General features: G+C 68.4%; 20 protein-coding genes. 5 read left to right on the top strand and 15 right to left on the bottom strand.

Features of this window, described 5'->3' with window-relative positions; genetic code table 11:
* Positions 1 to 10: 10 nt before the first annotated feature.
* A complete protein-coding gene (locus tag QUS11_03775; GenBank protein ID MDM7992409.1) occupies positions 11 to 3772 on the bottom strand; it encodes a C25 family cysteine peptidase in 3762 nt (1253 codons plus the stop codon).
* Positions 3773 to 3874: 102 nt separating this feature from the next.
* On the opposite strand from QUS11_03775, the gene QUS11_03770 reads away from it, so the two are divergent.
* The 3 genes from QUS11_03770 to QUS11_03760 are packed head-to-tail and all read left to right on the top strand — an operon-like array spanning position 3875 to position 7716.
* Entirely contained in the window at positions 3875 to 5098 is a 1224-nt protein-coding gene (locus tag QUS11_03770; protein MDM7992408.1) for an ABC transporter permease, read from the top strand.
* Positions 5095 to 6114: a hypothetical protein gene (locus QUS11_03765; GenBank protein MDM7992407.1), complete on the top strand. Its 1020-nt coding sequence runs from the start codon at positions 5095 to 5097 to the stop codon at positions 6112 to 6114. The genes QUS11_03770 and QUS11_03765 overlap by 4 nt, the downstream gene beginning before the upstream one ends.
* Before the next feature lie 30 nt (positions 6115 to 6144).
* Positions 6145 to 7716: an aspartyl protease family protein gene (locus QUS11_03760; GenBank protein ID MDM7992406.1), complete on the top strand. Its 1572-nt coding sequence runs from the start codon at positions 6145 to 6147 to the stop codon at positions 7714 to 7716.
* On the opposite strand, the gene QUS11_03755 is transcribed toward QUS11_03760, so the two are convergent.
* A complete protein-coding gene (locus QUS11_03755) occupies positions 7641 to 9071 on the bottom strand; it encodes an HD domain-containing protein (GenBank protein MDM7992405.1) in 1431 nt (476 codons plus the stop codon). The genes QUS11_03760 and QUS11_03755 overlap by 76 nt on opposite strands.
* 84 nt (positions 9072 to 9155) lie before the next feature.
* Between QUS11_03755 and QUS11_03750 the strand changes: the two genes are divergently transcribed.
* Positions 9156 to 9884, top strand: a complete 729-nt coding sequence (locus QUS11_03750; GenBank protein ID MDM7992404.1) for a hypothetical protein — start codon at positions 9156 to 9158, stop codon at positions 9882 to 9884.
* Positions 9884 to 10879 (top strand): hypothetical protein, encoded by a 996-nt coding sequence (locus QUS11_03745; GenBank protein MDM7992403.1) that lies wholly within the window; start codon positions 9884 to 9886, stop codon positions 10877 to 10879. Before QUS11_03750 ends, QUS11_03745 begins: the two co-directional genes overlap by 1 nt.
* 33 nt (positions 10880 to 10912) lie before the next feature.
* On the opposite strand, the gene QUS11_03740 is transcribed toward QUS11_03745, so the two are convergent.
* Genes QUS11_03740 through QUS11_03680 form a run of 13 tightly spaced genes read right to left on the bottom strand, consistent with a single transcriptional unit; the run spans position 10913 to position 26020 of the window.
* On the bottom strand, positions 10913 to 12214 hold the full coding sequence (locus QUS11_03740) for an oligosaccharide flippase family protein (protein MDM7992402.1): 1302 nt from the start codon (positions 12212 to 12214) through the stop codon (positions 10913 to 10915).
* An 8-nt stretch (positions 12215 to 12222) separates the two neighbouring features.
* The gene (locus QUS11_03735) at positions 12223 to 13452 is read right to left on the bottom strand and encodes a hypothetical protein (GenBank protein ID MDM7992401.1); all 1230 of its coding nucleotides are present in this window, start codon (positions 13450 to 13452) and stop codon (positions 12223 to 12225) included.
* Positions 13449 to 14618 carry a polysaccharide biosynthesis/export family protein gene (locus tag QUS11_03730; protein ID MDM7992400.1) on the bottom strand — a complete coding sequence of 390 codons (1170 nt, stop codon included), beginning with the start codon at positions 14616 to 14618 and terminating at the stop codon, positions 13449 to 13451. The genes QUS11_03735 and QUS11_03730 overlap by 4 nt, the downstream gene beginning before the upstream one ends.
* A complete protein-coding gene (locus QUS11_03725) occupies positions 14609 to 15544 on the bottom strand; it encodes an SDR family oxidoreductase (protein ID MDM7992399.1) in 936 nt (311 codons plus the stop codon). Before QUS11_03725 ends, QUS11_03730 begins: the two co-directional genes overlap by 10 nt.
* Positions 15541 to 16575: a dTDP-glucose 4,6-dehydratase gene (gene rfbB / locus QUS11_03720; GenBank protein ID MDM7992398.1), complete on the bottom strand. Its 1035-nt coding sequence runs from the start codon at positions 16573 to 16575 to the stop codon at positions 15541 to 15543. Before rfbB ends, QUS11_03725 begins: the two co-directional genes overlap by 4 nt.
* On the bottom strand, positions 16572 to 17321 hold the full coding sequence (locus tag QUS11_03715; GenBank protein ID MDM7992397.1) for a sugar phosphate nucleotidyltransferase: 750 nt from the start codon (positions 17319 to 17321) through the stop codon (positions 16572 to 16574). The genes rfbB and QUS11_03715 overlap by 4 nt, the downstream gene beginning before the upstream one ends.
* Positions 17322 to 17329: 8 nt before the next feature.
* Positions 17330 to 19492, bottom strand: a complete 2163-nt coding sequence (locus tag QUS11_03710) for a T9SS type A sorting domain-containing protein (GenBank protein MDM7992396.1) — start codon at positions 19490 to 19492, stop codon at positions 17330 to 17332.
* Complete coding sequence (locus tag QUS11_03705; protein ID MDM7992395.1) at positions 19489 to 20439, bottom strand: GDP-mannose 4,6-dehydratase; 951 nt, start codon at positions 20437 to 20439, stop codon at positions 19489 to 19491. Before QUS11_03705 ends, QUS11_03710 begins: the two co-directional genes overlap by 4 nt.
* A gap of 2 nt (positions 20440 to 20441) precedes the next feature.
* Positions 20442 to 21380, bottom strand: coding sequence for a UDP-N-acetylmuramate dehydrogenase (gene murB / locus QUS11_03700; GenBank protein MDM7992394.1), 939 nt, complete (start codon positions 21378 to 21380; stop codon positions 20442 to 20444).
* The gene (locus tag QUS11_03695) at positions 21367 to 22314 is read right to left on the bottom strand and encodes a glycosyltransferase (GenBank protein ID MDM7992393.1); all 948 of its coding nucleotides are present in this window, start codon (positions 22312 to 22314) and stop codon (positions 21367 to 21369) included. Before QUS11_03695 ends, murB begins: the two co-directional genes overlap by 14 nt.
* On the bottom strand, positions 22307 to 23692 hold the full coding sequence (locus tag QUS11_03690) for a polysaccharide biosynthesis C-terminal domain-containing protein (GenBank protein ID MDM7992392.1): 1386 nt from the start codon (positions 23690 to 23692) through the stop codon (positions 22307 to 22309). The genes QUS11_03695 and QUS11_03690 overlap by 8 nt, the downstream gene beginning before the upstream one ends.
* Positions 23685 to 24764: a glycosyltransferase gene (locus QUS11_03685; GenBank protein ID MDM7992391.1), complete on the bottom strand. Its 1080-nt coding sequence runs from the start codon at positions 24762 to 24764 to the stop codon at positions 23685 to 23687. Before QUS11_03685 ends, QUS11_03690 begins: the two co-directional genes overlap by 8 nt.
* On the bottom strand, positions 24761 to 26020 hold the full coding sequence (locus tag QUS11_03680; protein ID MDM7992390.1) for a hypothetical protein: 1260 nt from the start codon (positions 26018 to 26020) through the stop codon (positions 24761 to 24763). Before QUS11_03680 ends, QUS11_03685 begins: the two co-directional genes overlap by 4 nt.
* Positions 26021 to 26022: the final 2 nt, after the last annotated feature.

The following is a 26022-nucleotide window of genomic DNA, read 5'->3' as shown; positions in this document are numbered from 1 at the left end:
CCCCGGACCGTCACCCGTCCCTTGCAAGGGCGATGACCCCGCGTTCCGTCACGGAGCCGCCGTCTCCCTCGAATCCCAGCACGAACAGGTAGGCTCCGCTGGCCGGTTCGTCGCCGTCGGCGTCGAGCCCGTCCCACAGGACCTGGCAGTAGCCCGCGGAGAGGTCGCTCGAGATCTCCCTGATGCGCCTGCCCGCGATCGTGTAGATGGATACCTTCGCGGAGCCGTCCGTGGAGGCCCTGAAGCTGAAGCAGACAGGGCCCGCGGAGGGGTTGGGGTACACCAGGAACTCGTCGAGCGAGACGCCGGTATCCTCGACGACCTGGAAGTCGAGGGTGTCGCGGGAGAAGTTGCCCATGCCGTCCCAGGCGGCCATGATGATCCTATGGGGCCCTTCGAGCAGGTGCGGGAGCTGGTACTCGAGGCTCCCGGCCGTCGAGCTGCCCTGGTCATAGGCGAAGAAGGCGCTCAGATCGAAGGCCTGGGAGTCGAGGTTGATCAGGATCGACCTGCCGGCCCCCCCCCCGAAGGTGCATATGCCGCTCGGATCGGACAGGTCAGCCTGGAACACGGGGTCCGGTCCCGTGACCGGGGACTCGCCCGCGCAGCCTTCGAGGCTCTGCTCTATCAGAGGCCCCGTGGAGTCCGCCGCATAGCCGCCGGAGTCCGCGACCGGGACCCATTCCAGCCAGTCGGAGACGCCGCCCGCATCGGACATCCCCAGGGCCGCCGCCCTCCCGTACGCGCCGGTGTCGGACTGGAGGGGCATGAAGAAGTCGAGGTCCAGCAGGCCCCCGGAGGTCAGGAAGGAGCCCGAGAAGGCCGTCGAGCCGTACTTCAGGTATTCGATCAGGTTTCCGCCAAGGCAGGTGTACTCCGTCCAGGCGGCGCTCTCGGTGACACGGACCCTGGCCAGGCAGTCCGAGGGGTACGAGGCCTCGAGGGGATTCACCCTGCCGCGGAGAATGGCGTCGCCGCCGAGCGCGACCTGGGTTCCGGATGCCGGCCGCATCGGCCTCATCGTCCCGTCTCCGAAGAGCACGTAGTAGTAGGAGTTCTGGAACGGGTTCAGCAGCTTCGACGCCCAGAGGGCCTGCCCGGTGCCGGTGGCCGACGTCCCGTCGAAGAGCATCGAGCAGAAGTCCTCGAAGAGCGGTTCGTTGGCGTTCGTTCCCCGGGTGGCCCCGATGGTCGCTATGGCCCCGGCGCCGGGGTTCAGGACGAACTCCTCCGACATGCAGTCGGCGGAGACGAGCTCGAAGCTCCCCACGTCGCAGCTCGCGAAGACCATCACGGGCTGTCTGGGGCCGTTGTCGATCCGGGCTATGTCGCTGTTGACCAGTAGCTTCTCGTGGCAGATCTGGTCGTGCGAGCCGTGCCCGAAGAACAGGACGGCGAGCCAGCCTTCGGAAAGGGCTTCGACGTAGTCCTCCTGGGCCTCGGGCTTGAAGGGATGCGTGCCGCTCTCGGGCCAGGGGTACTCGATGAGGTAGAACTTGCCCCTGTCGTACATCGGAGAGATGCAGCTGTCCGCCAGCAGTTCGCATGTGTACGTGTGCCACGTCTCGCTCGGGGTACCGTTTCCCCACTCGTCGTCCGCAGTGAGGAGTATCCTGTCGCTCCAGGCCCCCGCGGCATCTCCCGAGCGGTAGGCCGCGGCCTTGGCGACGAAGACGGACACGTCCTGAGGGGAGTCGGCGGGGATGCGCGAGAGGGAGGCCTCCGGCAGGAACTGGCCGGGGGTCGTCATGACGTAGAAGTCGTCGAAGAGCTGGTCCGAGTTGCCGAGCTTCAGCCACGGCGGGAAGAGGCACGGCTCGGGGGAGTTGCGGTTCAGCACGTCGTAGTGCCCGTCGCCAACGAAGATGAAGTCGGATGGCGCGGGGTCCCACGTGTCCAGGGCCCATGATATGAACGACCTCACTGCTCCGGGATCGGCCACGCCCTGGCCGAATTCGTCGTAGACCTCGCCCAGGGTGACGAGTTCCGCCTGGAGCCCCCCCGCCTCCATGAGCGCCTCGAGAGGGGCCGAGGCTTCGGCGAGGATGTCCGCCGCGATGATCACCGCGTCGGCGCCGTCGAGGGTGCCGACTATCCTGCCCGGTTCGGCGGGGGAGATGGAACTGGGCGTCCTGAGGTCGCCGGGGCGGACTGCCAGCAGGCGCGATTCCTGCCCGATGTCGAGGGAGAGGCTTACCGTGCCGCCCTGATCGGAGGCGCCGTCGAGCAGGTCGACCGCATAGTGCCTGGAGCAGTCGAAAACCCTGGCAGGTCCGTCGCCTTCCAGGCCGAGCGAGAGCGTGTACCTCCCGTCGGGGGCGCCCGAAGGCAGGAGGTCGGCCCCGCCGGCATCCGCGGGAAGCCTGGGGTACGAGACGGTCATGTTGTCGAAGTAGATGCTCCCGCTGCCGCCCGTAAGGGTCAGGTGCGTGATGATGGTGTTGGATCCTTCGGCGATCCCGACGTCCTCGAGGAGCACGGTGAAGGGGGGAGGGTAGCCCGAGAACGAGCAGCCGCCCACCGAGTCGCCGTTGAGGGTGATCCTCAGCTGTCCCGTCACATTCTCGTCCGGGACGAACGACAGGAGGATGTCGGCCGGCTCCCCGACCCTCTCGGCCATGAACGGGAAGTAGGAGTCGTAGCTCGTGGAGAGCTCGGTCCATACCCATCCGGTCTCGATTTCGTGGCCCGGCAGCCAGAAGGCCTCCTGTTCGACGAAGAGGGGGGCGAGGAGGTCGCCCGGCCATGCCGGGGAGCCGTCCGGGGAGGACGGTACGCTCTCCATCATCCGGCCGGGCTCGCCGCCCCAGGTCAGCCAGTAGACGTTCCGCGTGTCGTACCTGTGCGAGAGGCGCCCGAGCGGAGGCGTCGATTCCGGCGAAGGCTCGAAGCGCCACAGGGCCCTGCCCACGAACAGGATGCTGTCCGCGGCGTCGAAGGAGCCGTCGCCGCCGTCGAGGACGAGTATCGAGGTCTCGGATGCGGCATGCGTCTCGTCGCGCCATTCCAGGTCGAACATGAGACCGGGGCCGGTCAGCATCCGCAGGGTCTGGGAGTCGGCTCCGAGGATGTCTACTCCGGCGGAGTCGAGCATCGCGCCGGTGAGCACGTGGCAGCCGCCGACCGAGGTCTCGATCCGCGCCCAGGGCATCCCCCAGAAGGGGCTGGCGGCCGTTCTCTGCGCCCTGTGGGGCCACCATACCACGCCCCCGGGGCATATCAGCGAAAGTGGGCCGTCGGAGAGGGGCTCCGAGCCGGGCGCTCCCCCCCATTCCAGGGAGATGCCGACCGATCCGGCATAGTCGCCGTATCCCTCCCCGTCGAACGGGCTGATCCTGACCTGGGCCAGATCGACACCCATTGCCCTCACGACCGACATCTCGACCACGGCGGGAGGGGGTGCCGATGCCCGGTCATCGTAGACCGTGACGGTGGACAGGCCCGTGCCTTCGAGGTGCGGAGAGACCGCCGGCCTTCCCCGCGGGGCGGGGGGCGCCTCCCTCCTGTCCTCGACCGTGAAGGCGAGCTCGGGCGACGCGCCAGGGGGTAGCGGCACGTAGAAGACGATGCATGGCCTGACCAGGCCGCCTTCGACCGCCCAGGAGGAGAAGCCGGGGATCACGGGGTAGTAGACGTCCCCGTCGGACCGGAATGACGGCCCGGGGACCTCCACAGTGGCCGAGAAGCCCGCGGACCCCGACCGGACGTCGGAGAGCACGCCTGCCTGCCCCTCAGGCAGGGCCAGGGCTGTCGCCAGAAGCAGAAGGATCAAGGATTCTCCCCCCGAAAACACGATACTATCGCACCCGCCTCCGGCGGGGCAAGCCCCGCGCGCCCGGGGCTCCGCATATTACATGATATGCCTGGAGGCGTTATGGGTTCCCTTTCGTGGCATCTCGCCTGGAGATACATGAGGCGGCACCCCGAGAGGCGCACGGTGGCGCTGGCCTCGGTGGTCAGCATCTCCGGAGTCGCGCTCGGGGTGGCGGCCCTCATCATAGTCATGGGCGTGATGGAGGGCCTCGAGGGCTTCATCTCGGGATCGGTGACCACGGCCGAGGCCCCGCTGGAGATAGTGCCCGGTTCGGGCGGCGCGCTCTTCATCCCGGATTCGGTCCTGGCCGTAATCGGCGAAGTCCCGGGGATAGCCTCGGTTTCACCGTACATCGAGGGCGAGGCCATCGTCAGGCTCCCCTCGAGGGACCTCGAGACGGGCTGCAGGATCAGGGGGATCGACCCGGTCACGGGCATCTCCTCGTCCGGGCTCGACAGCAACCTGGTCTACGGAGAGCCCAGGCTGCTCGCGGCGGACGGGTTCCCCTGCACGGTCACGGGTCTCTATCTCGCCGAGGACCTCTATCATCCCCTCGGCGACACCCTCATCTTCTTCCCACCGGAGTCGTTCTTCACTTCGCGGGGATTCGCGATAGGCAGGGCGGTGCTCGCGGGCGCGGTGGAGACCGGCCTGCCCGTCAACGACAGGGCCCTGGCCTATGTCCCGATGGAGCTGGCCGCCAGGATGTTCCTCCCGCGGGGGGGCTGCTCCGGGATCGCGGTGGGACTCGAGGACGGCGTCTCCCCCGAGGAGGCGGCGGAGCTGCTCGGGCCGGTCGTGCCCGACAGCGTCAGGCTGCGTACGTGGAAGGAGAAGAACCCCTCCCTGGCCGCATCCATGCAGCTCGAGAAGATGGGCTCCTTCGCGGCGATACTCCTCATCACGCTCGTCGCGACCTTCAACATCACCGGGACCATCGCGCGCTCGGTCGTCGAACGGCGCCGCGACATATCAATACTCAAGGCGATGGGCGCATCCAGCCGGCTGATCCTCTCGGTCTTCATCTGGGAGGGTGCCCTGGTCGGCCTGATCGGGGTCTCGGCCGGGCTGGCCCTGGGCCTCACGGGGTGCTGGCTGGTCGGGGGCGCCGGGATCCTGACGCTGCCGGACGTCTATTCCTTCCATGAGCACATACCCGTATCCGTCGTGCCCGCCAGCGTGGCGGCGACCTGCGCGGCCTCCCTCCTCCTCAGCCTGGCGTCCGCGGCCGTCCCGGCCTTCAGGGCGGCGTCGCTCGACCCCCTGAGGGGCCTCCGGGGATGATCCCGGCCGCATCCCTCGGCGCCCTGCTGCTCGCCTCCTTCTCCGTCTCGCCCGCCGACTCGTGCAGGAAGCTCGCGGGCATCGCGGAGATCCCGGAGGAGGCGATCCTGTTCGCCGAGCTCGCGGCGAGGCAGGGCGGGGACGGGCCCATCCTCTTCGCCAGCCTGCTGGAGGCGGCGGGGAGGTTCGAGGAGGCGGCGTCCGCCTACGGGATAGCCCTCGGGGGAGCGGAGGATCCGGCCACGAGGTCCTGGCTCTCCGACAGGATGGCTGGCTCGGTCCCCTTCGACACTCTGCTCGTGCTCACGGCAGGGATCACCAACCTGGGCTCCTCGGACGCCCGGGATCTCACCGTCGTGATGCCGCTGCCCAGGCCCCATCCCCCCTGCCAGTCCCTCACGATGCTCTACGGCCCCTTCCGCCGGGACGGCGGCAGTCTCCTCGCGCACATACCCGTGCTGGCACCCGGCGAGACGGTCGAGCTGCCCGTGATGCTCCACATCGTCCAGTCCCCCCACACCTTCAGACCCCTTCCGGGAAGCCTGGGCAGGGAGAGGTTCGACGATATCCTCGCCATCGCCGCGGGCGTCGGGATGCCCGACTCCTTCACCGGCACGGGGCCGTGCCTGGACATGGCCGTCGAGTTCATGGAGGAGGCCCGGAAGGAGGGGATACGCGCCGGGGTGGAGGGCGGGCTGGTCCGCAGGGGAGACAGCCTGGTCTTCCACGCATGGAACGTGCTGCTCGACGGCATCCCCGGCCTGCCGGTCGACCCCCTGCTGTTCAGAACCGACAGCCTGCGCGCCATCGGACACTGCCCGTGCGACGTCATCCCTCTCTGGGACCTCGGCGCCGCCTGCGGGCACGAGCTCAGCGTCTACCACGCCGGCCGGGAGGCCGACATCGGCATAGCCCTGTCGGCCTCGTTCGCCGGCGCCGACAGGAGCGGCATCCTGTTCGCGCTCCTCGAATCCGCGGGGGCGGGCAGGCTGCCGTTCATCCCCGGAGGCCGGTGACCTGCCGGCGGACTGGAGAGAGACTTGAGGATGCATCTCGCTGCAGGGGCCGCCCTGCTGATGGCGGCGGGCTGTTCGCGACCCGTTCCGGACGGCGGGGTCGACGAGGCGGCCGAGGCCTACCTGAGGGCCCTGGGCGGCCGGGAGGCGCTCGAGGCGCTCTCCACCCTCCACACGATCGACAGCGTCCACATGGCGGGCCTCTCGGGGACGAGCGAGTCCTGGTGGGTCAGGGAGCCCTTCGCCGGCAGGATATCGATGCGTGTGGGCCCCGTGTCGCAGGATCTGCTGATCTCGGGTGACAGCGTCTGGTCGGTCGACAGGAACGGAGCCCTGACTGCCGGCGACGAGGTCTCGGGATCGCAGGCGGCGCTCGCGAGGATGACGGTCTTCCAGGACGCATTCCTCGATCCCGGCGGGTCCGGGCTGACCGCAGGCCCCGACACCGTGATAGCCGGGGAGAGCGCAATCCCCCTGGCGTTCGAGGCGGGCGGCGTGCCCGTCACCTACTACGTATCCCGAGGCTCCGGGCTGCCCCTGCTCATGCGCACCGAGGCCATGGGGCTCGCGATGTTCTCGATGCCGGTGGGGTTCCGCGAATCGGGAGGGCTCCTCTTCCCCTCCTCGACGCGCGACAGCATACCGGCCCTGGGACAGGTGACGAGCTCGACGAGCGTCCTGGTCGAGTGCGACATCCCCATCCCCGACAGCGTCTTCATGGTGGCATCCCGCCCGGGGGACGCCGTCCTCCGGCAGCCGGGGACCCCGTACGGATTCGAGCTCGAAGGGCAGCACATCTTCCTCCGCGGTTCGGTGTGCGGGAGGGATGTGGACATACTGCTCGATTCGGGAGCCGGGGCCACGGTCCTCGACGTACGCGCCGCGGCCGGCATCGGCCTCTCGCCCACGGGCGAATTCAGCGCGGTCGGAGTGGGCGGGACCGAAACCTTCGGCTTCGCGGAGGTGCCGGAGTACACGGCCCTGGGCGCGACGGTCACCGGTCAGACCCTTCCCCTGATGGATCTGGACGAGGCCTTCTTCCCGTCCACGGGTCGGCACATCGGGATGATCCTGGGCTACGACTTCCTCGGCCGCTTCGTCACCTGCATCGACTACGGCTCCGGTACGGTCACGCTGCACGAACGGGCCGGCTGGTCACCGCCACCCGGTTCGAGCGTGCTGCCGGCCGTGAAGGTGATGAACCTCCTCGTGATCGAGGCCGTCCTCGAGGACTCGGTACCGGTCAGGCTCGTGCTCGACACGGGGGCCGGAGGCGCGCTCCACTTCTCCGACGCCTTCCTCGAGTCGCACCCTTCGTTCCTCGAGGGGAGGGAGACTTCGGAGGTCGCCGTGGAGGGTGTCGGCGGCACGAGGACTTCGGTGCTGTTCGGGGTGGAGGGCATCACGCTGGGGAGCTTCACTGTCCCGGCCGGGCAGTGCGGGAGCCTCGGCGACATGCCCGTGGTCTCGAGCTGCGACGGGGTCATCGGCACCGGCATACTGGCGAGGTTCGTCGTCAGCCTCGACTACGGCTCCCCGTCGGTCGTGATCGAGCCTTCGTCGCTCTTCTCCGGGGGGCTCCCGGACGACCGTCCCCGGTAGCGCCCGAGAGCCTCCAGGAAGACTTCCGGTCCGGCATCGGGAGGGATCGAACCGGACAGAACCATCTCCTCCAGGACGGCGAGCAGCGCTCCGGTCTCGCGGCCCCCTCCCGGCCCGAGCTCCCTCGCCAGGAACTCGCCGACCTCGCCGGGGACGAGTCTTCCGGAGGAGGCGACGGGGTCCATCCTGAGCCTTCTCCGGAGTTCGGCGAGCCTCACGGCCCTGTCTCCGGCCGAATCCGGAGCCCGGCACGAGGAATCGGCCTCGGAGAGCACGAGGAGGTCCTCCAGCAGGTCTCCCGCATCCCTGGCAAGCCTCCTGACCGCACCGTCGCCCCAGCCCGGAGAGTATTCCGCAGGCCTCTGGTGCAGCCGTACGAGGCCGGCGACGTCCATCCTCCTGGCCTTGGGGAATCTCAGCCTGCCGCCGGCGAGCATGGCCAGTTCGGCCCCGATCTCCGGGTGCCCGTGGAAGTGCACGGATCCGCCGGCGTCGACCGTGCGGCGGAAGGGCTTGCCCGAGTCGTGGAAGAGGGCGGCCCATCTCGGAACGAGCCTGGGCGGGGTCTTCGCCAGGACGCACAGGGTATGGCTCCACACGCCCTGGACATGGTGCTCGCCCGGATCCTCGCCGTCGCTGCACGCGAGGGGAGCGATCTCGGGGAGGACGACGGGGAGCAGGCCGAGGTCCACGAGGCACCTCATGCAGGCCGCGGCTCCCTCGCCGTCGGGGGTCTCGAGCATGGAGTCGAGCTCTCTCAGCCATCTCTCGACGGAAACGTCGCGGAGGGCCCCGGCCTCCCGCCGGACAGCCCCGGCCAGGTCGGCCTGCACCGAGAAACCGAAACGTCCCGAGAACCTTGCCGCCCTGAGGCTCCTGAGAGGATCCTCGGCGATCGTCACGAAGGGGTCGCCGGGAGTCCGGAGTACCCCCGCCGAGAGGTCCGCCACGCCGCCGGAGGGATCCACCAGCGAGCCGTCGGGGCCCATCGCGATTGCGTTGACAGTGAAGTCCCTGCGGAGGAGGTCGGCCTCCAGGGAGCATCCGAAGCGCACTCCGGGCTTGCGGGAGCCCTTCTCGTACCTCTCCGACCTGTAGGTTGTGATCTCCGCCCTGCTCACGCCGTCCGGGCCGTCGACCATCGCGGTGATCGTGCCGAACCGCCTGCCGACATCGAGGGTCCTGATCCCGGCACCCTGCAGGATGCGGGAAGTTTCGTCAGGGGAGGCATCGGTGGCGAAATCCAGGTCGCCGGGCGGAAGTCCCAGCAATCTGTCGCGCACCGTTCCTCCGACGAGGAAGAGCTGCCTGCCGGATTCCCGGAACGTCTCGAAGAGCATTTCGGTCAGATCCATGAAGCCCTCCCGCCTGCGTCTAGGATAGCATGGAGAGGCCCCGGGGGGTTATCTTCACGCGGTGGGACCAACGGAAGGATCGTGATGAAACTGCCCCCCGTCGTGATGATCGCGTTCCTGCCGGCGCCGGCGGCTTTCGCGGGATGGTTCGTGGACTCCGAGACCGGCATGGGCTGGTCGGTCTACAACGATGTGAGGGTCCCCGGGGAGACCGGTGACGACATCTCCCTCACCGACGACCTGGATGCCGATCCCGCCCTCTTCTTCAGGCTGAGGTGCGGAATTTCGTCCGGGCGCAGCGAGATCAGCCTCTTCGCGGCCCCCCTCCGCATCGAATCGAACGGCGTCGTCGAAGAGGACATCCTGTTCGACGACACCACGTTCCCGGAGGGTACCGAAATCACGGCCGACTACAGGTTCGACTCCTACAGGCTCACCTACAGATACGCGGTGGTCGACAGGGATGGCATGCGCATCAGCCTCGGCGCATCGGCCAAGATCAGGGACGCCTCGATAAGCCTCGAGGGAGGCGGCCTCTCGGCTTCCACCGAGAACACCGGCTTCGTCCCCCTGGTGAGCTTCGGCCTCGACTGGAGGGCCTCCGGTCCACTCCACGTGCTGCTCGACGGTGACGCGCTCGCCGGGCCGGTGGGCAGGGCCGAGGACGTCTTCGCGGGCCTGGGCTGGGCCTTCGACAGGGACGCCAGGCTCTCGATGGGCTGGAGGTTCCTCGAGGGAGGAGCGGACGTCGATCAGTCACGCAACTTCACCATGGTGAGCTTCGCGGTCCTGGGCTTCAGGCTCCTCCTCTAGTGCCCGGCCGAATCCCGTCGCGGATCCTGGCCCTCCTGAAGGAGTCCCTGGCGGTCAGCCTGGTGCTCTTCCGCATCATGATCCCCGTCGTGATCGCGGTGAAGATCCTCGAGGAAACCGGCGCCGTGGACCTGGCGGGAAGGCTGCTCTCGCCCCTGATGGCGGTCGTGGGCCTTCCCGGCAGCATGGGGCTCGTCTGGGCCACGGCCATGATCACCAACCTGTACGGCGGGATAGTGACCTTCGTGTCGGTGGCCCCTCCCCTCCACATGACGGTCGCCCAGGTCACCGTGGTCTGCACTATGATGCTGGTCGCCCACTCCCTGCCCGTGGAGCTCGGCGTCGCAAGGCAGGCCGGGGCGAGGATGAGGATCATGCTGCCCCTCAGGGTGGGTGGCGCTATCGTCATCGGAGCCGCCCTGTCCTCGATCTTCGACGCCCTGGGCATGCTCGGCGGAGAGGCGCGGATCCTCTGGCAGCCTGCGGCGGCAGCCGGAGCGGGGCTGGGGGCATGGGCCCTGGGGCAGGTGAAGAACCTGCTGTCGATCTTCCTGATAGTCACTGCGCTCATAGCCCTCCTGAAGATCCTCAGGAGAACCGGCTTCACGGACCTGCTGGACAGGGGTCTGCGCCCCGTCCTCGTATCGATGGGGATAGGCCCCTCAGCTTCCACCATCACGATCTTCGGGATGATACTCGGGCTCTCCTACGGCGGCGGGCTGATCATCTCCGGGGCGAGATCGGGTTCCATCCCCCCGAGGGACGTCTTCTTCTCGCTGTGCCTGATGGGCCTCGCGCACAGCCTCGTGGAGGACAGCCTGCTGATGCTCTCGCTGGGGGCAAGCGCCTGGGGGGTCTTCGCGGCCAGGACCGTCTTCGCCTGGGCGGTGCTCGCGGTTCTCGTCAGGGCAGCCGGGAGGATACCCGACGGGATCTTCCTGCACTGGTTCTGCACCCGGCCGTCCGCGCCCGCAGGAGAGAAACCGGGATCCTGACCCCGACGGGGATGGAAGGCGGGCGCATCCCGCTCAGTCCGCGCCGGAACCCGCCGCAGCCTCTCCGGATCCGTCCGTGTGCCTCTTCAGATACGAGGTGACCGCGAGGTAGATCGCCAGCCCGCCCGCCAGCATCGAGACCACGGTCGCATAGGCGGCCCCCAGCCCTCCGAACCTGGGTATCAGCAGCGCGTTGAGGCCGACGTTGAGAAGCGCGGTGAGCAGCACCGAGCGTAGGGAGTACTCCGGCCTGCCCAGCCCGCATGCGGTGGAGGAGAAGAGGCTCCCGACAGGCTTGACCAGATTCAGCAGGGCGAGCACCGTCACGACCGCCCAGCCTTCGCTGTACCTGCCCTCGAACAGGAGATCGAGGATCTGCCTCGGGAAGATCGCGAAAATGGCTATGAAGGGGAGCTGGACGGCCTCCACCAGGATGATCCCCTGCCAGGTCCTCGCGGCCACCCCGGGGGTCCGTCCGGTCGTGTGCATCCTCGAGGCGAGCGGAAGCAGCACGATGTTCGCGGCCTGGTTGAGGCTCGCCACGAAACTGGTGAGGCTCCGGGCGACACCGTATGTCGCGACGTCACCGGGAGCCATCCGCCCGAGCATCAGTATGTCGGTCCAGGAGTAGATGTAGGCGGCGAGCGACGTCCCCAGGGTGTAGACCGAGAACCTCCACACCCTGGTCAGGCTCTCCCGCGCGACCCGGGCTCCCCTCTCGAAGAACCTGCCCCCGCCCCGGACGAGGACCAGCAGGCATGCCGCATTCGAGAGGGTCTGGGCCAGGAAGATGGGATGCGGGGAGGAGAGCCTGCCAGAGAACGCCAGGAAGAGGACTATCGAGATCCTCACGGCGAAACCGGTGATGTCCCCCCACATCACCTGCCGGGTCTTCTGCACGGCGAGGAGGTTGTTCCGGGGGATGGCGCAGACGCCCTCCGAGAGGACCATGAGCGAGAGGACCACGGGCAGGCCGGCGAGCGGGATCTCGCTGTAGAAGGACTGTATCAGGCCTCCGCACGCGAGGAGCAGACCTGCTCCCGCCACCGTCAGGGCGAGCGCGAGGGCCGCCGCCGAGTTCACGGTCTCGGCACGCCTGCCGGAGCCTTCGGAGGCATACTTCAGGAGGGCCTGCATGACGAAGCCGCCGCCGATCGTGACGGCCAGGATCTCGACGGTCTTGGCCAGGGAGAACGCGGCATACTGCGGCTCGGGGAGGACCCTCGCGACGAGGAGCGTCACCACGCCCCAGACGGCGTTCGTCCCCTGGCTCAACACGACCGGGAGGCCGATGGACACGAGCCTCCCCCAGGACGCCCTGATCTCCTGGATCACCTCGGGTCTCAGCGGCTCCGGCGGGCGGGGATCTGCTCGAGTATCGCCCCGGAGAACTGCCTCCAGAACTCGGCCTTGGCAGGGTCTCTCGAGAGCCTGCGAAGGTATGCCACGACCGTCAGCCAGAGGCAGCCGAGGATGAAGGCGATGGCCGTGAACTCGAGGACCATGAGGGTGCGTTTCGGGAAGACCCTCTGCTTGGGCGCCACCGGCGGCTGCACGATCTCGAGGGTGGGGCTCTCGCGGGCTTCCTCGATCCTCAGGGTCTCGAGCTGCTGAGTCAGCATCAGCACCAGAGTGGTCTTCATCTCCACGTCAAGGTAGAGGTTCCCGTACTGGCGCATCCCGGCCGGGAGGCTGTCCATGGCGGGGAACACGCTCAGGCTGTCGCCCGCCCCCAGCCTGAGAGCGAGGTCGCTCTCGAGGGAGCCGACGCGCGCGGCGAGCTCCCTGGCCGCCGGGCTCCCCGGCGACAGGGTGGCGGCAGCCCCGGACAGCTCAGATCTCGCCAGAAGGAGTTCCGCCTCGACCTGGCCCAGGGCCTGGACCATTGCGGCGCCCTGTTCCTCCGGGAGTATCAGGCCGGTCGCGGCCCTGAACGCCTCGAGCCTCTCCTGGGCTGCTTCGAGAGAATCGCGCGCGGCCGCCAGCAGGTGCTCGGCCTCCATCCTGGCCCTGCGGGCGCGGCTCGTCACCATCACGGCCAGTTCCTCGTCGGCGAAGGTGATGATGTCCGAGGCCATGGAGGCAGCCTCCTCGCGGGTCTCTCCGGAGGCCGTCACCACGAAGAGCCCGTCGGTGGTGAGGGTCGCGCTGACTCTCTTCGAGAGCTTCTTCAGCGTGTCGTCCATCGACCTGCAGTGCCATCTCCGCATCAGGTCATAACTTATCACGATCCGTTCCATCACCTGGCGGGAGGAGAGGACCGCCTCGACAACCGTGATGTCCGTGCCCGACGGAGTCCCGATCTCCATCGGGAGGCTCGAGGCGAGGTCGCCGAGGGAGCCTCCCAGAGCGCCGGGAATGAGCCCGGTCAGGGCGGACAGCCCGCCCGAGGAGGAGGCTCCGGGGACGGAGGCGATGGCCGTGGCCTCGAACCTCGGCTTGACCACCAGGGTGTAGACGGCGGTGCAGACGGCCACCGTGAAGCAGAAGACGGCCAGCTTCCTGACGCTCCTCGCGATCAGCAGGAGGGCTTCGCCGGCCAGTCCGCCGAGGCTGGTGTCTTCGGTGCTCATTGGCTGAGGTTGATGATTATGGCGGCGGCGCTTACCACCGAACCCAGTATCACGAACATGCTCATGCTCCTGGTCGCCCATTTGAACGGGACTTCGACCATGTCGCCAGGGGACGGCTCGATACCGGAGGCATCCCTTCCCGAGGCGATGATCTCTCCGTCCCTCACTATCCTCATTCCGCCAAGGGCCGCATCCGGGAGGGCACCCCCGGAAAGGCCGACATAGTCGCTCGCGGCGAGGCCTGCGATCCAGTCATGCAATCCCGGGGCCGCCACCGCCCCGGCGACAGTCACCTTCGTCTCCGCTCCGGCGAGGAACAGGGTGTCGCCCGCTTCCACGAAGAGGTCCGCCAGCCCGTCGACGCCCCAGATCGGCGCCAGGGTTCCGCCGTGCAGCAGCCCCGAACGCCCGGGGTCGAAGTCCGCCCCCGCTCCGCCCGTCATCTCGAGGAACAGCGCGAGTTCGAGGGGGCGCTCCACCTCCCATGCCTGGATCATCGACACCGCCGGAACACCCTCGACCGCCTCCTGCGCGGGTCTGACGACATAGGCGGGATGCTCGCACGTGGAGAACATCACCGTCGTGCCCCCCGCGAGGAGGGGATCCGACACGGGCATGTGGGTCACGGGATCGGTTCTGAGGTCGAAATGGAGCGAGTCGCCGTCGGAGAACACCCACCCGGTCCTGGAGCAGGCCGCGGTGGCGCCGGCCTCGACGAGGAGGTCGGAGACGCTCTGGAGAGCGTACATGGCATAGATGCCGGGTGTCGAGACCGCACCTGACGCCCTCACCCTCACGAGGCGGGGCGTCGAGAGGGAGATGCCGATCCGCATGCCCGGGTAGTAGCTGCGGGTGAGCCTCGCGAGCTCGATCTCGGCCTCCGCGATGGTCAGGCCCTCGACGGAGACCTGCCCGATGCCCGATACGGCGAGCACGCCGTCGGAGGAAACCGTGCAGACCGACTGCGGGAACAGGCCCGAGGCCAGGACGGCCGGGGTGGCGCCTCCCTCCACGATGACGTCGAGCACGTCTCCGGGGCCGAGGATGTACGCATCCCGGTCGGCAGGCTCGAAGGCATGGGACGGGACCGCAGCCGTCGACGACGTCTGGGCCGGGAGCGACAGGGTCGCCGTGGCGGCGAGGAGGAGGGCCGTGTTCAGAGGCATAGCTTCTCCCTGAAGTACGAAATGGTACCGGAGACGCCCTCGTCGAATCCTACCCGCGGCGTCCACCCGAGGGATGATTCCGCCCGCGATATGTCTGGTCTCCTGATCCTGGGGTCGTCGACCGGGAGGGGCTCGAACACGATCCTCCCCGACCCGCTTATCATGTCCCTTATGGTCTCGGCGAAGCGAAGAACGGTCATCTCGTCGGGGTTGCCTATGTTGACCGGCCCGGGGTCGCCTCCGCGGGCCAGCCTGATCAGGCCGTCGACCGTGTCGGAAACGTAACAGAAGCTCCTGGTCTGGCTCCCGTCGCCGAAGACCGTCAGATCCTCGCCGCGCAGGGCCTGGCAGATGAAGGCCGGGACCACCCGGCCGTCGTCGGCCCTCATCCTGGGGCCGTAGGTGTTGAAGATGCGCGCGATCCTGACCCCGAGCCCGTGGTAGCGCATGTACGCGAAGGCCAGAGCTTCGGCGAACCTCTTGGCCTCGTCGTACACACCCCTCGGCCCCACCGGGTTGACGTTGCCCCAGTAGTCCTCGGACTGCGGATGCACGAGCGGATCGCCGTAGACCTCGCTCGTGGAGGCGAGCAGGAATCCGGCCCCCTTCTCGAGTGCGAGCCCGAGCGCCTTGTGGGTGCCCAGGGCGCCTACCTTGAGGGTCTGAATGGGATAAGTCAGGTAGTCCACGGGGCTCGCCGGAGAGGCGAGGTGGAAGACGAAGTCGAGCGGACCGCTCACGAAGATGTATTCGGTGACGTCGTGGTGGATGAACCTGAAGCGCGGGTTCCCGGCCAGGTGGGCTATGTTGTCCGTGCTGCCCGTGATCAGGTTGTCCAGAGCCACGACGTCGTGCCCGTCGGCCACCAGCCTGTCGCAGAGATGGCTTCCGATGAAGCCGGCCCCCCCGGTCACGAGAACCCTCAAGACCCGCCTCCCATGCCGCGGCTCGAAGCGAGCCTCCGCCCGTACATCGACAGGTAGTACTCGCGGAACCGTCCGCTCTTGATCTCCTCCCACCAGGCCCGGTTCCCGCGGTACCAGTCGACCGTGGCCGACAATCCCTCCTCGAATCCGACGGCGGGGGACCAGCCCAGTTCGCCTGCGATCCGGGAGATGTCCAGCGCGTATCTCCTGTCGTGCCCGGGCCTGTCCTCTATCATCCTCACCCTGGAGGGATCCGTACCGGTCAGCCGGAGCACGGCCCGGGTGACTTCGAGGTTCGTGTGCTCCTCGCCGGCCCCGATGTTGTAGACCCTGCCGGGGGTCCCCCTCTCGAGAACGGCCAGGAGGGCCCTGCAGTGATCCTCCACATGCAGCCAGTCCCTCCGGTTCAGACCGTCTCCGTAGACAGGCAGTTCCAGCCCCTCGAGGCAGTTGGTCACGAACAGGGGGATCAGCTTCTCGGGATACTGGCGGGGTCCGTAGTTGTTGGAGGCCCGGGTCACCACGACCGGGACCCCCCAGGTATGGAAGAAGCTCATCGCGAGAAGCTCCCCGCCAGCCTTGGACGCGGCGTAGGGGCTCCTGGGCGCGAGCGGGTCGTCCTCCGAGGACCTCCCCTCCTCGACGCTGCCGTACACCTCGTCGGTGGAGATCTGCAGGAAGAGGTCGCCTCCGGAACTCCTGAAGGCTTCGAGCAGGGTCCTGACCCCCTCCACGTCCGTTCTCACGAATGCCGACGGGTCGTCGATGGATCGGTCGACGTGGGTCTCCGCGGCGAAGTTCACGACGGCCGAGCACCCCTCGACAGCCTTCCGGGCATCGCCGGGATCGCAGATGTCACCCTGCATGAATTCGACGGGCCCGGGGGATTCCAGGCCGGCGAGGTTCTCGCGCCTGCCCGCATAGGTCAGCTTGTCCAGGACGCGGATGGACCATCCCCGGCGCTCGGAGGCCAGGTGCCTCACGAAGTTGCTGCCTATGAAGCCGGCGCCTCCCGTCACCAGGATCCTCATCCCGCCGTCCCTCCGCACGCCGATCTGCGCGAGAGTTCGGCCACCCTGACGTTGGCCTCGAGGTAGCCGTCGATGCTCGACCCGGCATCGCTCCACCAGCCCTCGAGGACATCGGCCTGGAGCAGCCCTCTTTCGAGATAGGCATTGTTGAGGTCGGTGACCTCCAGCTCGCCCCGGGCCGAGGGCTTGAGCCTCCCGATGAAGTCGAACGCGAAGCCGTCGTACATGTAGACGCCTATCACGGCGTGGCTGCTCCGCGGTTCGGCCGGCTTCTCCTGGATCGAGACCACCCTGCTCCCGTCGAGTTCGGCGACTCCGTAGTCCCTGGGATTGGGCACCTCCTTCAGCAGGATGCGCGCCCCTCCGGCCTGACGCTCGAAGGCCTCGACATAAGGCCTTATGGAGCCTTCGAGGATGTTGTCCCCGAGGATGACCACGAACCTGTCGCCGCCGACGAAGGCGCTGGTCAGCCCGATGGCCTCGGCTATCCCCCCCTCGCGGACCTGGTAGGCGTAGTTGAGGATGCGGAGACCGAACTGGGAGCCGTCGCCCAGCAGCCTGAGGAAGTCTCCCGCGCTGTTGCCGCCCGTCACGATCATCACTTCGGTGATCCCGGCACCGACGAGAGTGTTGATCGGGTAGAAGATCATGGGCTTGTCGTACAGGGGGAGCAGATGCTTGTTCGTGATGTTGGTGAGGGGTCTGAGCCTCGTACCCAGGCCTCCGGCGAGGATGACTCCCTTCATCGCGCCTCCTATCGGACCAGGGCCAGCCCGGTCAGGGCATCGTAGCCGTCCTGGACGACCTGGACGAGATAGACGCCCGACGATGCGGGCTCGCCGCCCGAATCCGTGCCGTCCCAGGCGATGCCGTCCCTGTCGGGGGACGCGAACTCATAAACAAGAGCGCCGGTCAGGTCAAACACCCGGATGGTCGTGGGGACGTCCGGAAGCCCCGCCACGCCCAGGACTTCGCCCTCGCCCGGCATGAACGGGTTGGGGTAGATGACAGCCCCGCCCCCGTCGCCGCCGAGCCCCTCGCCGAGATCGACCCGCCACATGCCGTGATCGGTGCCGATGTAGAGGAGGCCGGAGTCCCTGTCGCAGGCCAGGTCGTGCATCACGGTCGACAGCAGGGGGCAGTTGAGGGTGTTGTACTCCTCCAGCCCGCCTCCGGGCAGTATCCTGTACAGAGCCTCGTCGGTAGCCGCCCAGACGGATCCCGTGTTGTCCTCCACGAGGGCGGTGACCGCCCCGTCCACCCCTTCGACCTCTCCGGCCGTGAGGGCGCCCGGTTCGACCACGCCCAGGCCGAATGCCGTGCCCACGAACAGCCGACCCGTCCTGGCCAGGGCGAGGGCGGTGACCTCGTCGTCCGGCAACCCGTCCGAGGCATCCATGACGGCGGAGACCTGGCCGACGGCCGGGCCTGCGAGGGCCAGCCCGGTGGCTGTTCCGACCCAGGCGCTCCCTCCCGGCAGGCCGAAGACGGCCTGGACGGCGCCGGCAGGCAGCCCGTCGGAAGCCGTCCAGGAGACCCAGGAGGCACCCGACGTCTCGCCGGGGGTCCAGTCGAGGCGGGTGACCCCGGCCGCCTCTCCCGGGGCGACCTGGGTCTGTCCGAACCAGGTCTCTCCGGTCGGGGCCCTGTCGATCGCGCGGATCCTGTCGCTCAGCAGGCCGCTGTTCCCGATGTTCAGGTCGATGACCGTGTCGTCGGAGGTCTCCGGGGTGCCGGAATTGTCGAGCCATGCCACGCCGTAGGCGTAGGGGGAGATGAACACCGATCCCCCGGGCTGGCTCTCGCTCGTGAATACCTGGTGCTCGCCCGGGAGGACCGACAGGTAGGAGACCCACGAGCCGTCCATCAGAACCCCCGCTCCCATGTTCTCGGTCGTCACCCAGCAGGTCCCGTCGTCCGCGAGCGTCACGGAATGGATCGTGCAGGAAGGGATCCCGGCGGGCGCGGACAGAACGTAGAAATCGTTCCAGCGGACGCCTATGCCCGCCCCTGAATCGTCGGCGTCCAGCTCGTTGGAGACCCCGGCGCAGACGAGCCCGCCCGGGCCGAATGCGATGGCCTTCACGTCCTGCCCGCCCCTGACGGTACGGGATGTCCAGACGCCGCCCTCCCTGACGTTCGCGAGCCAGCCGGAGCCCGCAGCCAGGTCGGTGCCGTCGGAGGCCAGGCACAGGGCTTCGTCGAGCGGGAAGGTTGCATCCTCGGCCCATGTCCCGCTTCCCGGGGGCAGGAAGTACAGCCCGTCGTCAGCGGCGGCCCAGAGGGTGTCCGAGCACCATGCGAACTCACGGAGCTTCTTCCCGTCCATCTCCGGGTACATGGTCCAGGAGGAGGGGCTTCCGGGGTACAGCCCGGCCCCGAGATGGGAGATTCCGGCCTCGGTGCCGACGAACAGGCCCGAGTCGGAGGGAGCCAGGCACTTCACGATGTCGGACGTGAGCCCGCCCCCCGTGCTGAGCCCGGTCCAGGTCTGGAAGTACGCGTACTCCATTATCGCGAGCCCCTGGGTGGTGGCGGCGAAGACGGATGTATCGGGCAGTATCGCGTTGATCTGCTGGGAGATGGGAAGCCCCTCGAGCTGGCCGAAGTGGGTGAAGCCCGAGCCCGGCCTGAAGAGATCTATCCCTCCGCCCCAGGTCCCGACCCAGATCGATCCGTCCGGTTCGGCCGCCAGGCATCTGCAGTTGGAATGGGACAGCTCGCCGGGATAGGTCCACACGGAATCCCAGGCGGTGAGTCCGGCTTCACCTATCGTGCCGAAGGCCACTCCGCCGGTGGAGGCGCAGACCACCGAGCCTCCCGAGGAGACGATGTCCGCCACGCTGCCGAAATGGGCGTAGTGGGTCCACTGAGAAGGAGAAACCGCAGAGACGGCAGCCATCACCAGGAGGTTCATGTCCTCTCCCCCCACCAGCCGAGGAGGAGGCGCAGCCCCTCCTCGAGAGTGTATCTCCTCCTCCAGCCGAGTGCCTCCATGCGGGAGGCGCTGCCGACCTGGACGGAAACGTCGGATTCCCTCAGCAGGGAGGGATCGGGTACCGCTTCGACGGCCGATCCCGACATCCCGATCAGGATTTCCAGGATCGAGGCCATCGTGCGGCCCTCCCCGCTCGCGATGTTGTAGACCGTCCCGGCCCTCCCTCTTGCGAGGAGGATCGAGTAGGCCTCCACGACGTCGCCTATATAGGTGTAATCCCTCACGGGCGCGAGGTTGCCGACGGAGATCGAAGGCGGCCCGCTCCTGGCGGCCTCGAGTAACCTCCGGCAGAAGGAGGGGAGGGCGAACCGGGGATCCTGCCACGGACCGAAGTGGGGGAAGGGTCGGGCGATCACGATGTCCATGCCGGAGGACCTGGCGAACTGCCTGACCGCTTCCTCGGCGGCGGCCTTGCTGCCGCCGTATGCGTTCCTGGGCGCGACGGGAGAGGACTCGGTCAGCAGGCCGGACGACGAGCCGTAGACTTCCGACGAGCTCACGAAGAGGATCCTCGCGCCGGGGGACGACGAGACGGCCCATTCGAGCATGGCGGCCGTCCCGGCGGTGTTGACCGTGTAGATGCCCGCTGCGTCCATCCCCGAATGGGCGACGGAGGAGACTCCGGCCAGGTGGACGATGTACCTCGCGCCTCCGCCGAGCGCATCCGGAACAGGACCTCCGGGCAGCCTCCACGAGAGCCGGGCGACTCCCGGCGGCGCCTCGAAGGAGTCGCCGAGGTCGGTGGCGAAGTCGCCCGCGCCCATCTCGAGCTGATACATGAGGTGGCGCCCGACGAAACCCGCGGCGCCCGTGACGAGGATGGGGCCGTCATCGAGCACCATTCCACCTGCCAGTGTCCTTGCCATGGCTAACGCCCCTCGGTCTGTCCGCCGAAGCGGCCGAGATACCTGATCTCCTCGACCAGGGAGACCCCCGACGTCTCGTAGACCGCCCTCCTGGCATCCCCCACGAGGTCGGTGACGTCGCCCGATGAGGCACCTCCCGTGTTCACGATGAAGTTGGCGTGCAGGTCGGATATCATGGCTCCCCCCGCCCTCCTGCCCTTGAGCCCGGCCTCCTCGATGAGCCTGCCGGGGGGAGGAGCCCCCTCCGTCCTCCTGAACACGCTGCCTGCATTGGGCAGCTCGAGGGGGAACGACTCCCGCCGCTTCCGGAGGATGCCCGATGCGGACTCCATGAGGGCGGCCGCGTCCCCGGCGCGGAGTTCGAGGACGACCGAAGCCACGATTCCGGAGGACGACTGGAAGGCGCTCGTCCTGTACCCGAACCCGCATCCCTCCCTGCCCGCCGTCGCCCATCCCTTCTCCGACAGGAACCGGACGGAGGACACCAGTTCGGAGATGCTGGCCCCGTAGGCCCCGGCGTTCATGAAGACAGCCCCGCCGACGGTGCCCGGTATGCCCGCGGCGAACTCCAGCCCTGCCGCGCCCTTCATGCACGAAGCGCCGGCAAGACCCGGGAGCATGGCGGATGCGCCCGCCTCGACCCTCCACAGGTCGCCTTCCCTCCGCCACAGGACCTGGCGGAATGCACCGGAGAGCCTGATGACGAGCCCGTCGCAACCGGAGTCGGAGGCCAGGATGTTGGAGCCCCGGCCCAGGACGAAGATGCCGACGCCCAGATCCCTCGCAGTTCCGGTGACCTCCTCGAGCATCCCCGGCGAGTCGGCCTCCATGACCGAAGCTTCACCTCCGATGCGCCATGTCGTCAGGTCGGCCAGGTGGGCCGTGCGGATGCGGCCGGGGAAGGCTGCGGACAGGGCTCCGATGGCGTCAGGTTCCGTCATGGCTCCTCCGGGTGTAGCCGCGAAGACATGCTCCGACCGATAGATATGTGAACAGGAGGCCCGGACGGCCCACGAGCTCCATCAAGCGCAGGATCGAACGGTAGACGGGGTCGGAGACGGCGGCCTTCACCAGAGCGGCCCTCAGGCGTCCGGCCGGACCCCGCGCGTGCTCCGGGACCCAGGCGGTTCCCAGCAGCCCGACGAGCCCGGGGTGCTTCGAGAGGGTGTACGCCAGGCCTGTAGAACCGTACTCCTCCATCTTCGCGGAATGCCTGCGCACCGACACGTCGTCGAGATGGTCCGCCCTCAGGGACGGGTCGCGGAAGAACGAGGCCCCGGCGAGGTGGAGCCGGTATGCGAACTCGGTGTCCTCGCCCCCGTAGCCCGTTATCATCTCGTCGAAGAGCCCCGCCTCCACGGCCAGATCCCTCGGCACCGATGCGTTCCCGGTTACGAAGTGCCTCCAGGGCATGGCGGAGAGAGTGCCTCCGGCTCCGCCCGCCCTCGTGTCGAACCACTTCTGCCAGCGGGTGGCGGAGACCGACCAGGCGTTGATCCGCAGGCCGCGAAGCACGGCCCTGCCTCCGCGGGATCCGTGGAAGGCGGCGTGTCCCGCCAGGACGCCCGGAGCCAGCCTCAGATCAGCGTCGGTGAAGAACGACACCGGCGCCTTCGAGGCCTCGAGGGCCGCGTTCCTCGCCCGGGGCCTGTTGCCGCGCCCCTGGAGCCTGACGAGTTCCATCCTCGTGCAGCCCTCCGGGCGCAGGTCGAAGCGTTCGCCCACGGGTTCGTCGCTGCCGTCGTCGACCACGATCAGTTCGTATTCCGTCCCGCCCGCTCCCTGCACGGACAGCGAGCCGAGAAAGGCCGCGAAGGCGGCCCCCGGATTCCTGACCGGGACCTGCACCGATACTGCTGGCGTCTGATCAGGCATCCCCGCCCTCCTCCCGGGCGTCCTCCCGGAGCAGGGCGCGGCACAGGAGCGCCGAGCCGGCTGTCCACGCGACTGCGATCGTCGCCCTGAGCGGGAGGGAGAGCGTCGAGACGGGGCCCATCGCGGCCGGGACGGCCATGACGAGCGCGATCAGCGGAGCGTTCGCGGGGAACGATGCGCGGCCAGTCCAGAAGAGGCTCGCGGCCATGAAGAGATTGGTGCCCAGGGTGGCCAGTGCGGCGCCCGAAGCGCCGTAGAGCGGTATCAGCCTGTAGTTGAAGACGATGTTGCCGAATGCGCCTATGACCGTGGCCATCGAGACCTGCCAGGTCCTGCCCGAGAGCAGAGGGCCGGTCTGCGCCACGATGAACACCCCGTACAGGGCGGCCGATCCGGCGAGAATGGGGAGCACCCGGGCCGCACCAGAGTAGTCCGGGCCTCCGACCAGCTCCACGAGCTCGCGCGAGGACAGGGCCAGCAGCAGGGCGGCGGCCTCGAGCACGACGATGAAGGCGAGCGCCTGCCTGCCCAGCCTGGCGAGCCCTCCCGGCTGGCCGGCGGCTCCGAAGACCCTCCTGTGCCAGGCCATCCCGAATCCTATGGTCAGCGGCGTCAGGGCCATGCAGGCCGAAGACGACCATTCGTAGTAGCCGCTCTCGAGGAGATCGGGGGCCATGCTCCTGAGCATCATCATGTCCGCGGACGAGAGTACGAGCATCGCCAGCCCCGCGGGCACCAGGGGCAGGCTGTAGCGGAGGAGGCCCTTCGCGCTCCCCGGAGAGGGGCCTGCGAAATGCAGGGCGACCAGGATGGCGGTCGCGGCCGCCAGCATCGCCGGTACCCACCTCGCGGCCAGGAACGAGTTGACCCCTCCGGCCCCCGCGAGAAGGAGGAGGGGCAGCAGGGCCAGCGAGAGGAGCCCGCGCGCGGCCTGAACCCAGAAATAGCTCCCCGCCCTGCCGTCCGCCCTGTGGAAGGTGAGTGCGACCTGCACCAGGGCGGCCCCGGTACCCAGCAGGCAGGCGTGGAGGAGGCCCGAAGGCGTCGATATGCTGAGCACCGACCTGAGCCACGGCGACAGCAGGAATGCGGCCGCACCCAGGATCGCCGCCGCCGCGACGGTGCCTGAGGCGGCGCGGATCACCACCGCCCGCTTCGAAACACCATCCCGGCTCCAGAGCCTGACGATGCCCACGGGCAGCCCGAGCACCGCGATGCCGGCGAAGACCTCGGCGGTGATCCTGAGGACGCCCGACTCGCCCGCCTCCGCCGGATCGAGCCATTCCGACATGAAGGGCAGGAAAGCGAGCATCACGAGGCCGCTCACGATCGTCGAGAGCCCGTACAGCAGCGTCTCCCTGCGGAGCCCGTCAGCCATCGCTCTCCCATCCCATCCTGCGGTAGAGGGCGTGAATGTCGCGGGCCACCTTCAGCCAGTGGTGCCGCGCATCGATCCAGGGCGGGCCGGCGGCACCATATCTCGACCTCATGCCGGGATCGAGGACGAGCTCCCCGAGGACCGCTCCGAGGGTATCGGGGGTCGCCAGGACGAACGGGTGGTCGGGTATGAAGTCCCTGTACTCCTCCGACAGGTTGGTGACCGTGGGGATCCCCATCGAGAGGCTCTCCAGCGAGTTCACCCCGTAACCCATCTCTCCGCTCGCGATCTGGTCTATCGATATGTGGCAGGAAGCCTTGAGGGCGAGCGCCCTGGCGTGCGGCAGGCCCTCGATCAGCACCAGCTCCACGGGCATCCGGCGGGAGAGACGCTCGACCGCCTCGATGACCGTCGCGGTCCCCTTCACCTCGCGTATGCGGGGGGCATGGCAGATCCTCACGGTCCCTCCGTCGGGCCCCCGCGGGGGCATGAGCGAGGGGTCGAACGGCAGGAACATGTACTCCAGCTCGTCATATCTCCTGAAGAGGTCGAACTCGCACGTGACGTGGACGTCGGTGGCGTCCCAGACCGGCCTGATCGCCCCCCTCATCCTCAGATCGAGACCGTGGTAGTTCGACACGATCCTCTTCCCGGCGGCCTTCAGGCGCGTGACGTCCCTGCCGTCCCTGTAGAAGCTCATGCCTCCCTCGTAGTGGTAGATGTCGAAGTCGTCGAGGGACCAGCGCCTCCGCGCCCTGTCTATCCGGGGGGTCCAGACGGCGTTCCGGAGCGAGAGCAGGAGCCTTTCGAGCAGGCCCGGCGTCCAGGTGATCCTGTCACTGGTTCCGGTGAAGGGCACCCTCATGCTCCCGGCGCCCACCAGCCTCTTCACCTTCCAGAGCCACTCCATGGGGCCCACGAAGGGCAGCTCGAGGCAGATGTCCTCCTCGTACCTGTTGCCCGCCCTGAAGAACGTGACGAGGCGGCTCTCGTGGCCGAGGGCGCGATGCCCCTTCGGATACAGCGCGAGCACCCCGGTGTAGTTCTGGGGAGAGACGTGGAGGATTCTCATCCAGGGCCTCCCCTGCGGCGCGCCCCGGCCAGGGCCAGGGCGCCGAGGACCCATGCGCCCTGCATGATGCAGGCGGCCGTGCCGGCGGTGCGCGACTCTGCCAGCACCCCGAGGCAGAACAGGTCCGGGGTGCCCGAGCCGATCGACGAGACCGAGTGGAGCAGGGGCGATCTCGACGGCTGCCAGATCACGGCCTGCCTCGTCGGGTCCTCGAAGGCGTCGGCTCCGAGGGATCTCTCGATCACCGATGGATTGGACCAGACGGCGGCGACTGTCAGGATGACGCCCCAGGCCGCCGTCAGCCCGAAGAGGCCCCCCTCCCGGCGCGGAGCCGCAAGCGGGACGAGGAACGCCGGCAGGGCCGGGAACAGGAACCTCGGGCCCCATCCCGTACCGCCCGTCCAGTCGTGCAGCATGGAATGGAGGACGAGGCTGAATGCGAGCGGGGCGGCCAGCCTCCACCCCCTGTGGCGCGATGCCGCGGGGAGCACGACCGGAGCGAACCAGACGAGCCCCTTGCCCGGGCTGGCGAGAAGGCCCGCGAGCCCGGCCAGCCCGGGTTCCAGGGCCATGGCCGGGTCCTGGGAGTGCCCGTCCGAAAGAATCGATCCGAACCGGTACAGGTTCGCCGCCGCGATCAGCGCGAGGGCGCATGCGACGCCCGGGACGAGCCTCGCGCCCCGCCTCCACCCGTACACGAGCGAAGGGAGGAACACCGCGCTGTCGAGCCGCACCAGCAGCGCGGCCCCGATCAGGAAGCCGGCGGCACGGTCCCTTCCGGATGAAGCCGCACAGAGCGACGCCGTGCACAGGAGCGCTGCGGCGGTGACGTCGAAGGGAAGCCGGGCATATACGAGCGCCATGCCGCCGGTCATCACGGCGAGGGCCTTCCATGCCGGAGGCGGGGCTCCGTTCACGGACACGCACAGCGACCTCCATACCGCGAACAGACAGGCGGAAAGGGCTGCACACGTCAGAGCCGTCGAGATCCTGGCCACTGCCTCCCCGGCGGCGAGGCCCGCCAGGGCGGCAGGCAGCAGGAGGACGGAGTATCCGATCCCGTGGGGGACGTAGCTCCGCCCGTCGACGCCTTCGACCGTCCAGCCGTCGGAGGCGGTGAGGAAGGGCCTCGCCCCCGTGAACGACTGCGCGACCTGGAGCTGGGCGAGGACGTCGGTAGTGCAGAGCCTGCCCCCGAACACGAGCCCCGTGAGCGCTATCCATATCAGCAGCGACCGGGAGGCGGGAGGGATCATGC

This window comes from Candidatus Fermentibacter sp. (genome assembly GCA_030373045.1).
GTDB lineage: Bacteria > Fermentibacterota > Fermentibacteria > Fermentibacterales > Fermentibacteraceae > Fermentibacter.
Note: the sequence above shows the minus strand (reverse complement) of the source record. Positions and strands in the feature narration are given on the sequence as shown.

Coding starts and splice junctions, on each gene's coding strand:
- QUS11_03730 (MDM7992400.1), bottom strand. CDS start 14,618: ATGCCTCTGAACACGGCCCTCCTCCTCGCCGCCACGGCGACCCTGTCG.
- QUS11_03685 (MDM7992391.1), bottom strand. CDS start 24,764: ATGAGAATCCTCCACGTCTCTCCCCAGAACTACACCGGGGTGCTCGCG.
- QUS11_03715 (MDM7992397.1), bottom strand. CDS start 17,321: ATGAAGGGAGTCATCCTCGCCGGAGGCCTGGGTACGAGGCTCAGACCC.
- rfbB (MDM7992398.1), bottom strand. CDS start 16,575: ATGAGGATCCTGGTGACGGGAGGCGCCGGCTTCATAGGCAGCAACTTC.
- QUS11_03680 (MDM7992390.1), bottom strand. CDS start 26,020: ATGATCCCTCCCGCCTCCCGGTCGCTGCTGATATGGATAGCGCTCACG.
- QUS11_03690 (MDM7992392.1), bottom strand. CDS start 23,692: ATGGCTGACGGGCTCCGCAGGGAGACGCTGCTGTACGGGCTCTCGACG.
- QUS11_03705 (MDM7992395.1), bottom strand. CDS start 20,439: ATGGCAAGGACACTGGCAGGTGGAATGGTGCTCGATGACGGCCCCATC.
- QUS11_03710 (MDM7992396.1), bottom strand. CDS start 19,492: ATGAACCTCCTGGTGATGGCTGCCGTCTCTGCGGTTTCTCCTTCTCAG.
- QUS11_03755 (MDM7992405.1), bottom strand. CDS start 9,071: ATGGATCTGACCGAAATGCTCTTCGAGACGTTCCGGGAATCCGGCAGG.
- QUS11_03765 (MDM7992407.1), top strand. CDS start 5,095: ATGATCCCGGCCGCATCCCTCGGCGCCCTGCTGCTCGCCTCCTTCTCC.
- QUS11_03695 (MDM7992393.1), bottom strand. CDS start 22,314: ATGCCTGATCAGACGCCAGCAGTATCGGTGCAGGTCCCGGTCAGGAAT.
- QUS11_03750 (MDM7992404.1), top strand. CDS start 9,156: ATGAAACTGCCCCCCGTCGTGATGATCGCGTTCCTGCCGGCGCCGGCG.
- QUS11_03735 (MDM7992401.1), bottom strand. CDS start 13,452: ATGAGCACCGAAGACACCAGCCTCGGCGGACTGGCCGGCGAAGCCCTC.
- QUS11_03770 (MDM7992408.1), top strand. CDS start 3,875: ATGGGTTCCCTTTCGTGGCATCTCGCCTGGAGATACATGAGGCGGCAC.
- QUS11_03760 (MDM7992406.1), top strand. CDS start 6,145: ATGCATCTCGCTGCAGGGGCCGCCCTGCTGATGGCGGCGGGCTGTTCG.
- murB (MDM7992394.1), bottom strand. CDS start 21,380: ATGACGGAACCTGACGCCATCGGAGCCCTGTCCGCAGCCTTCCCCGGC.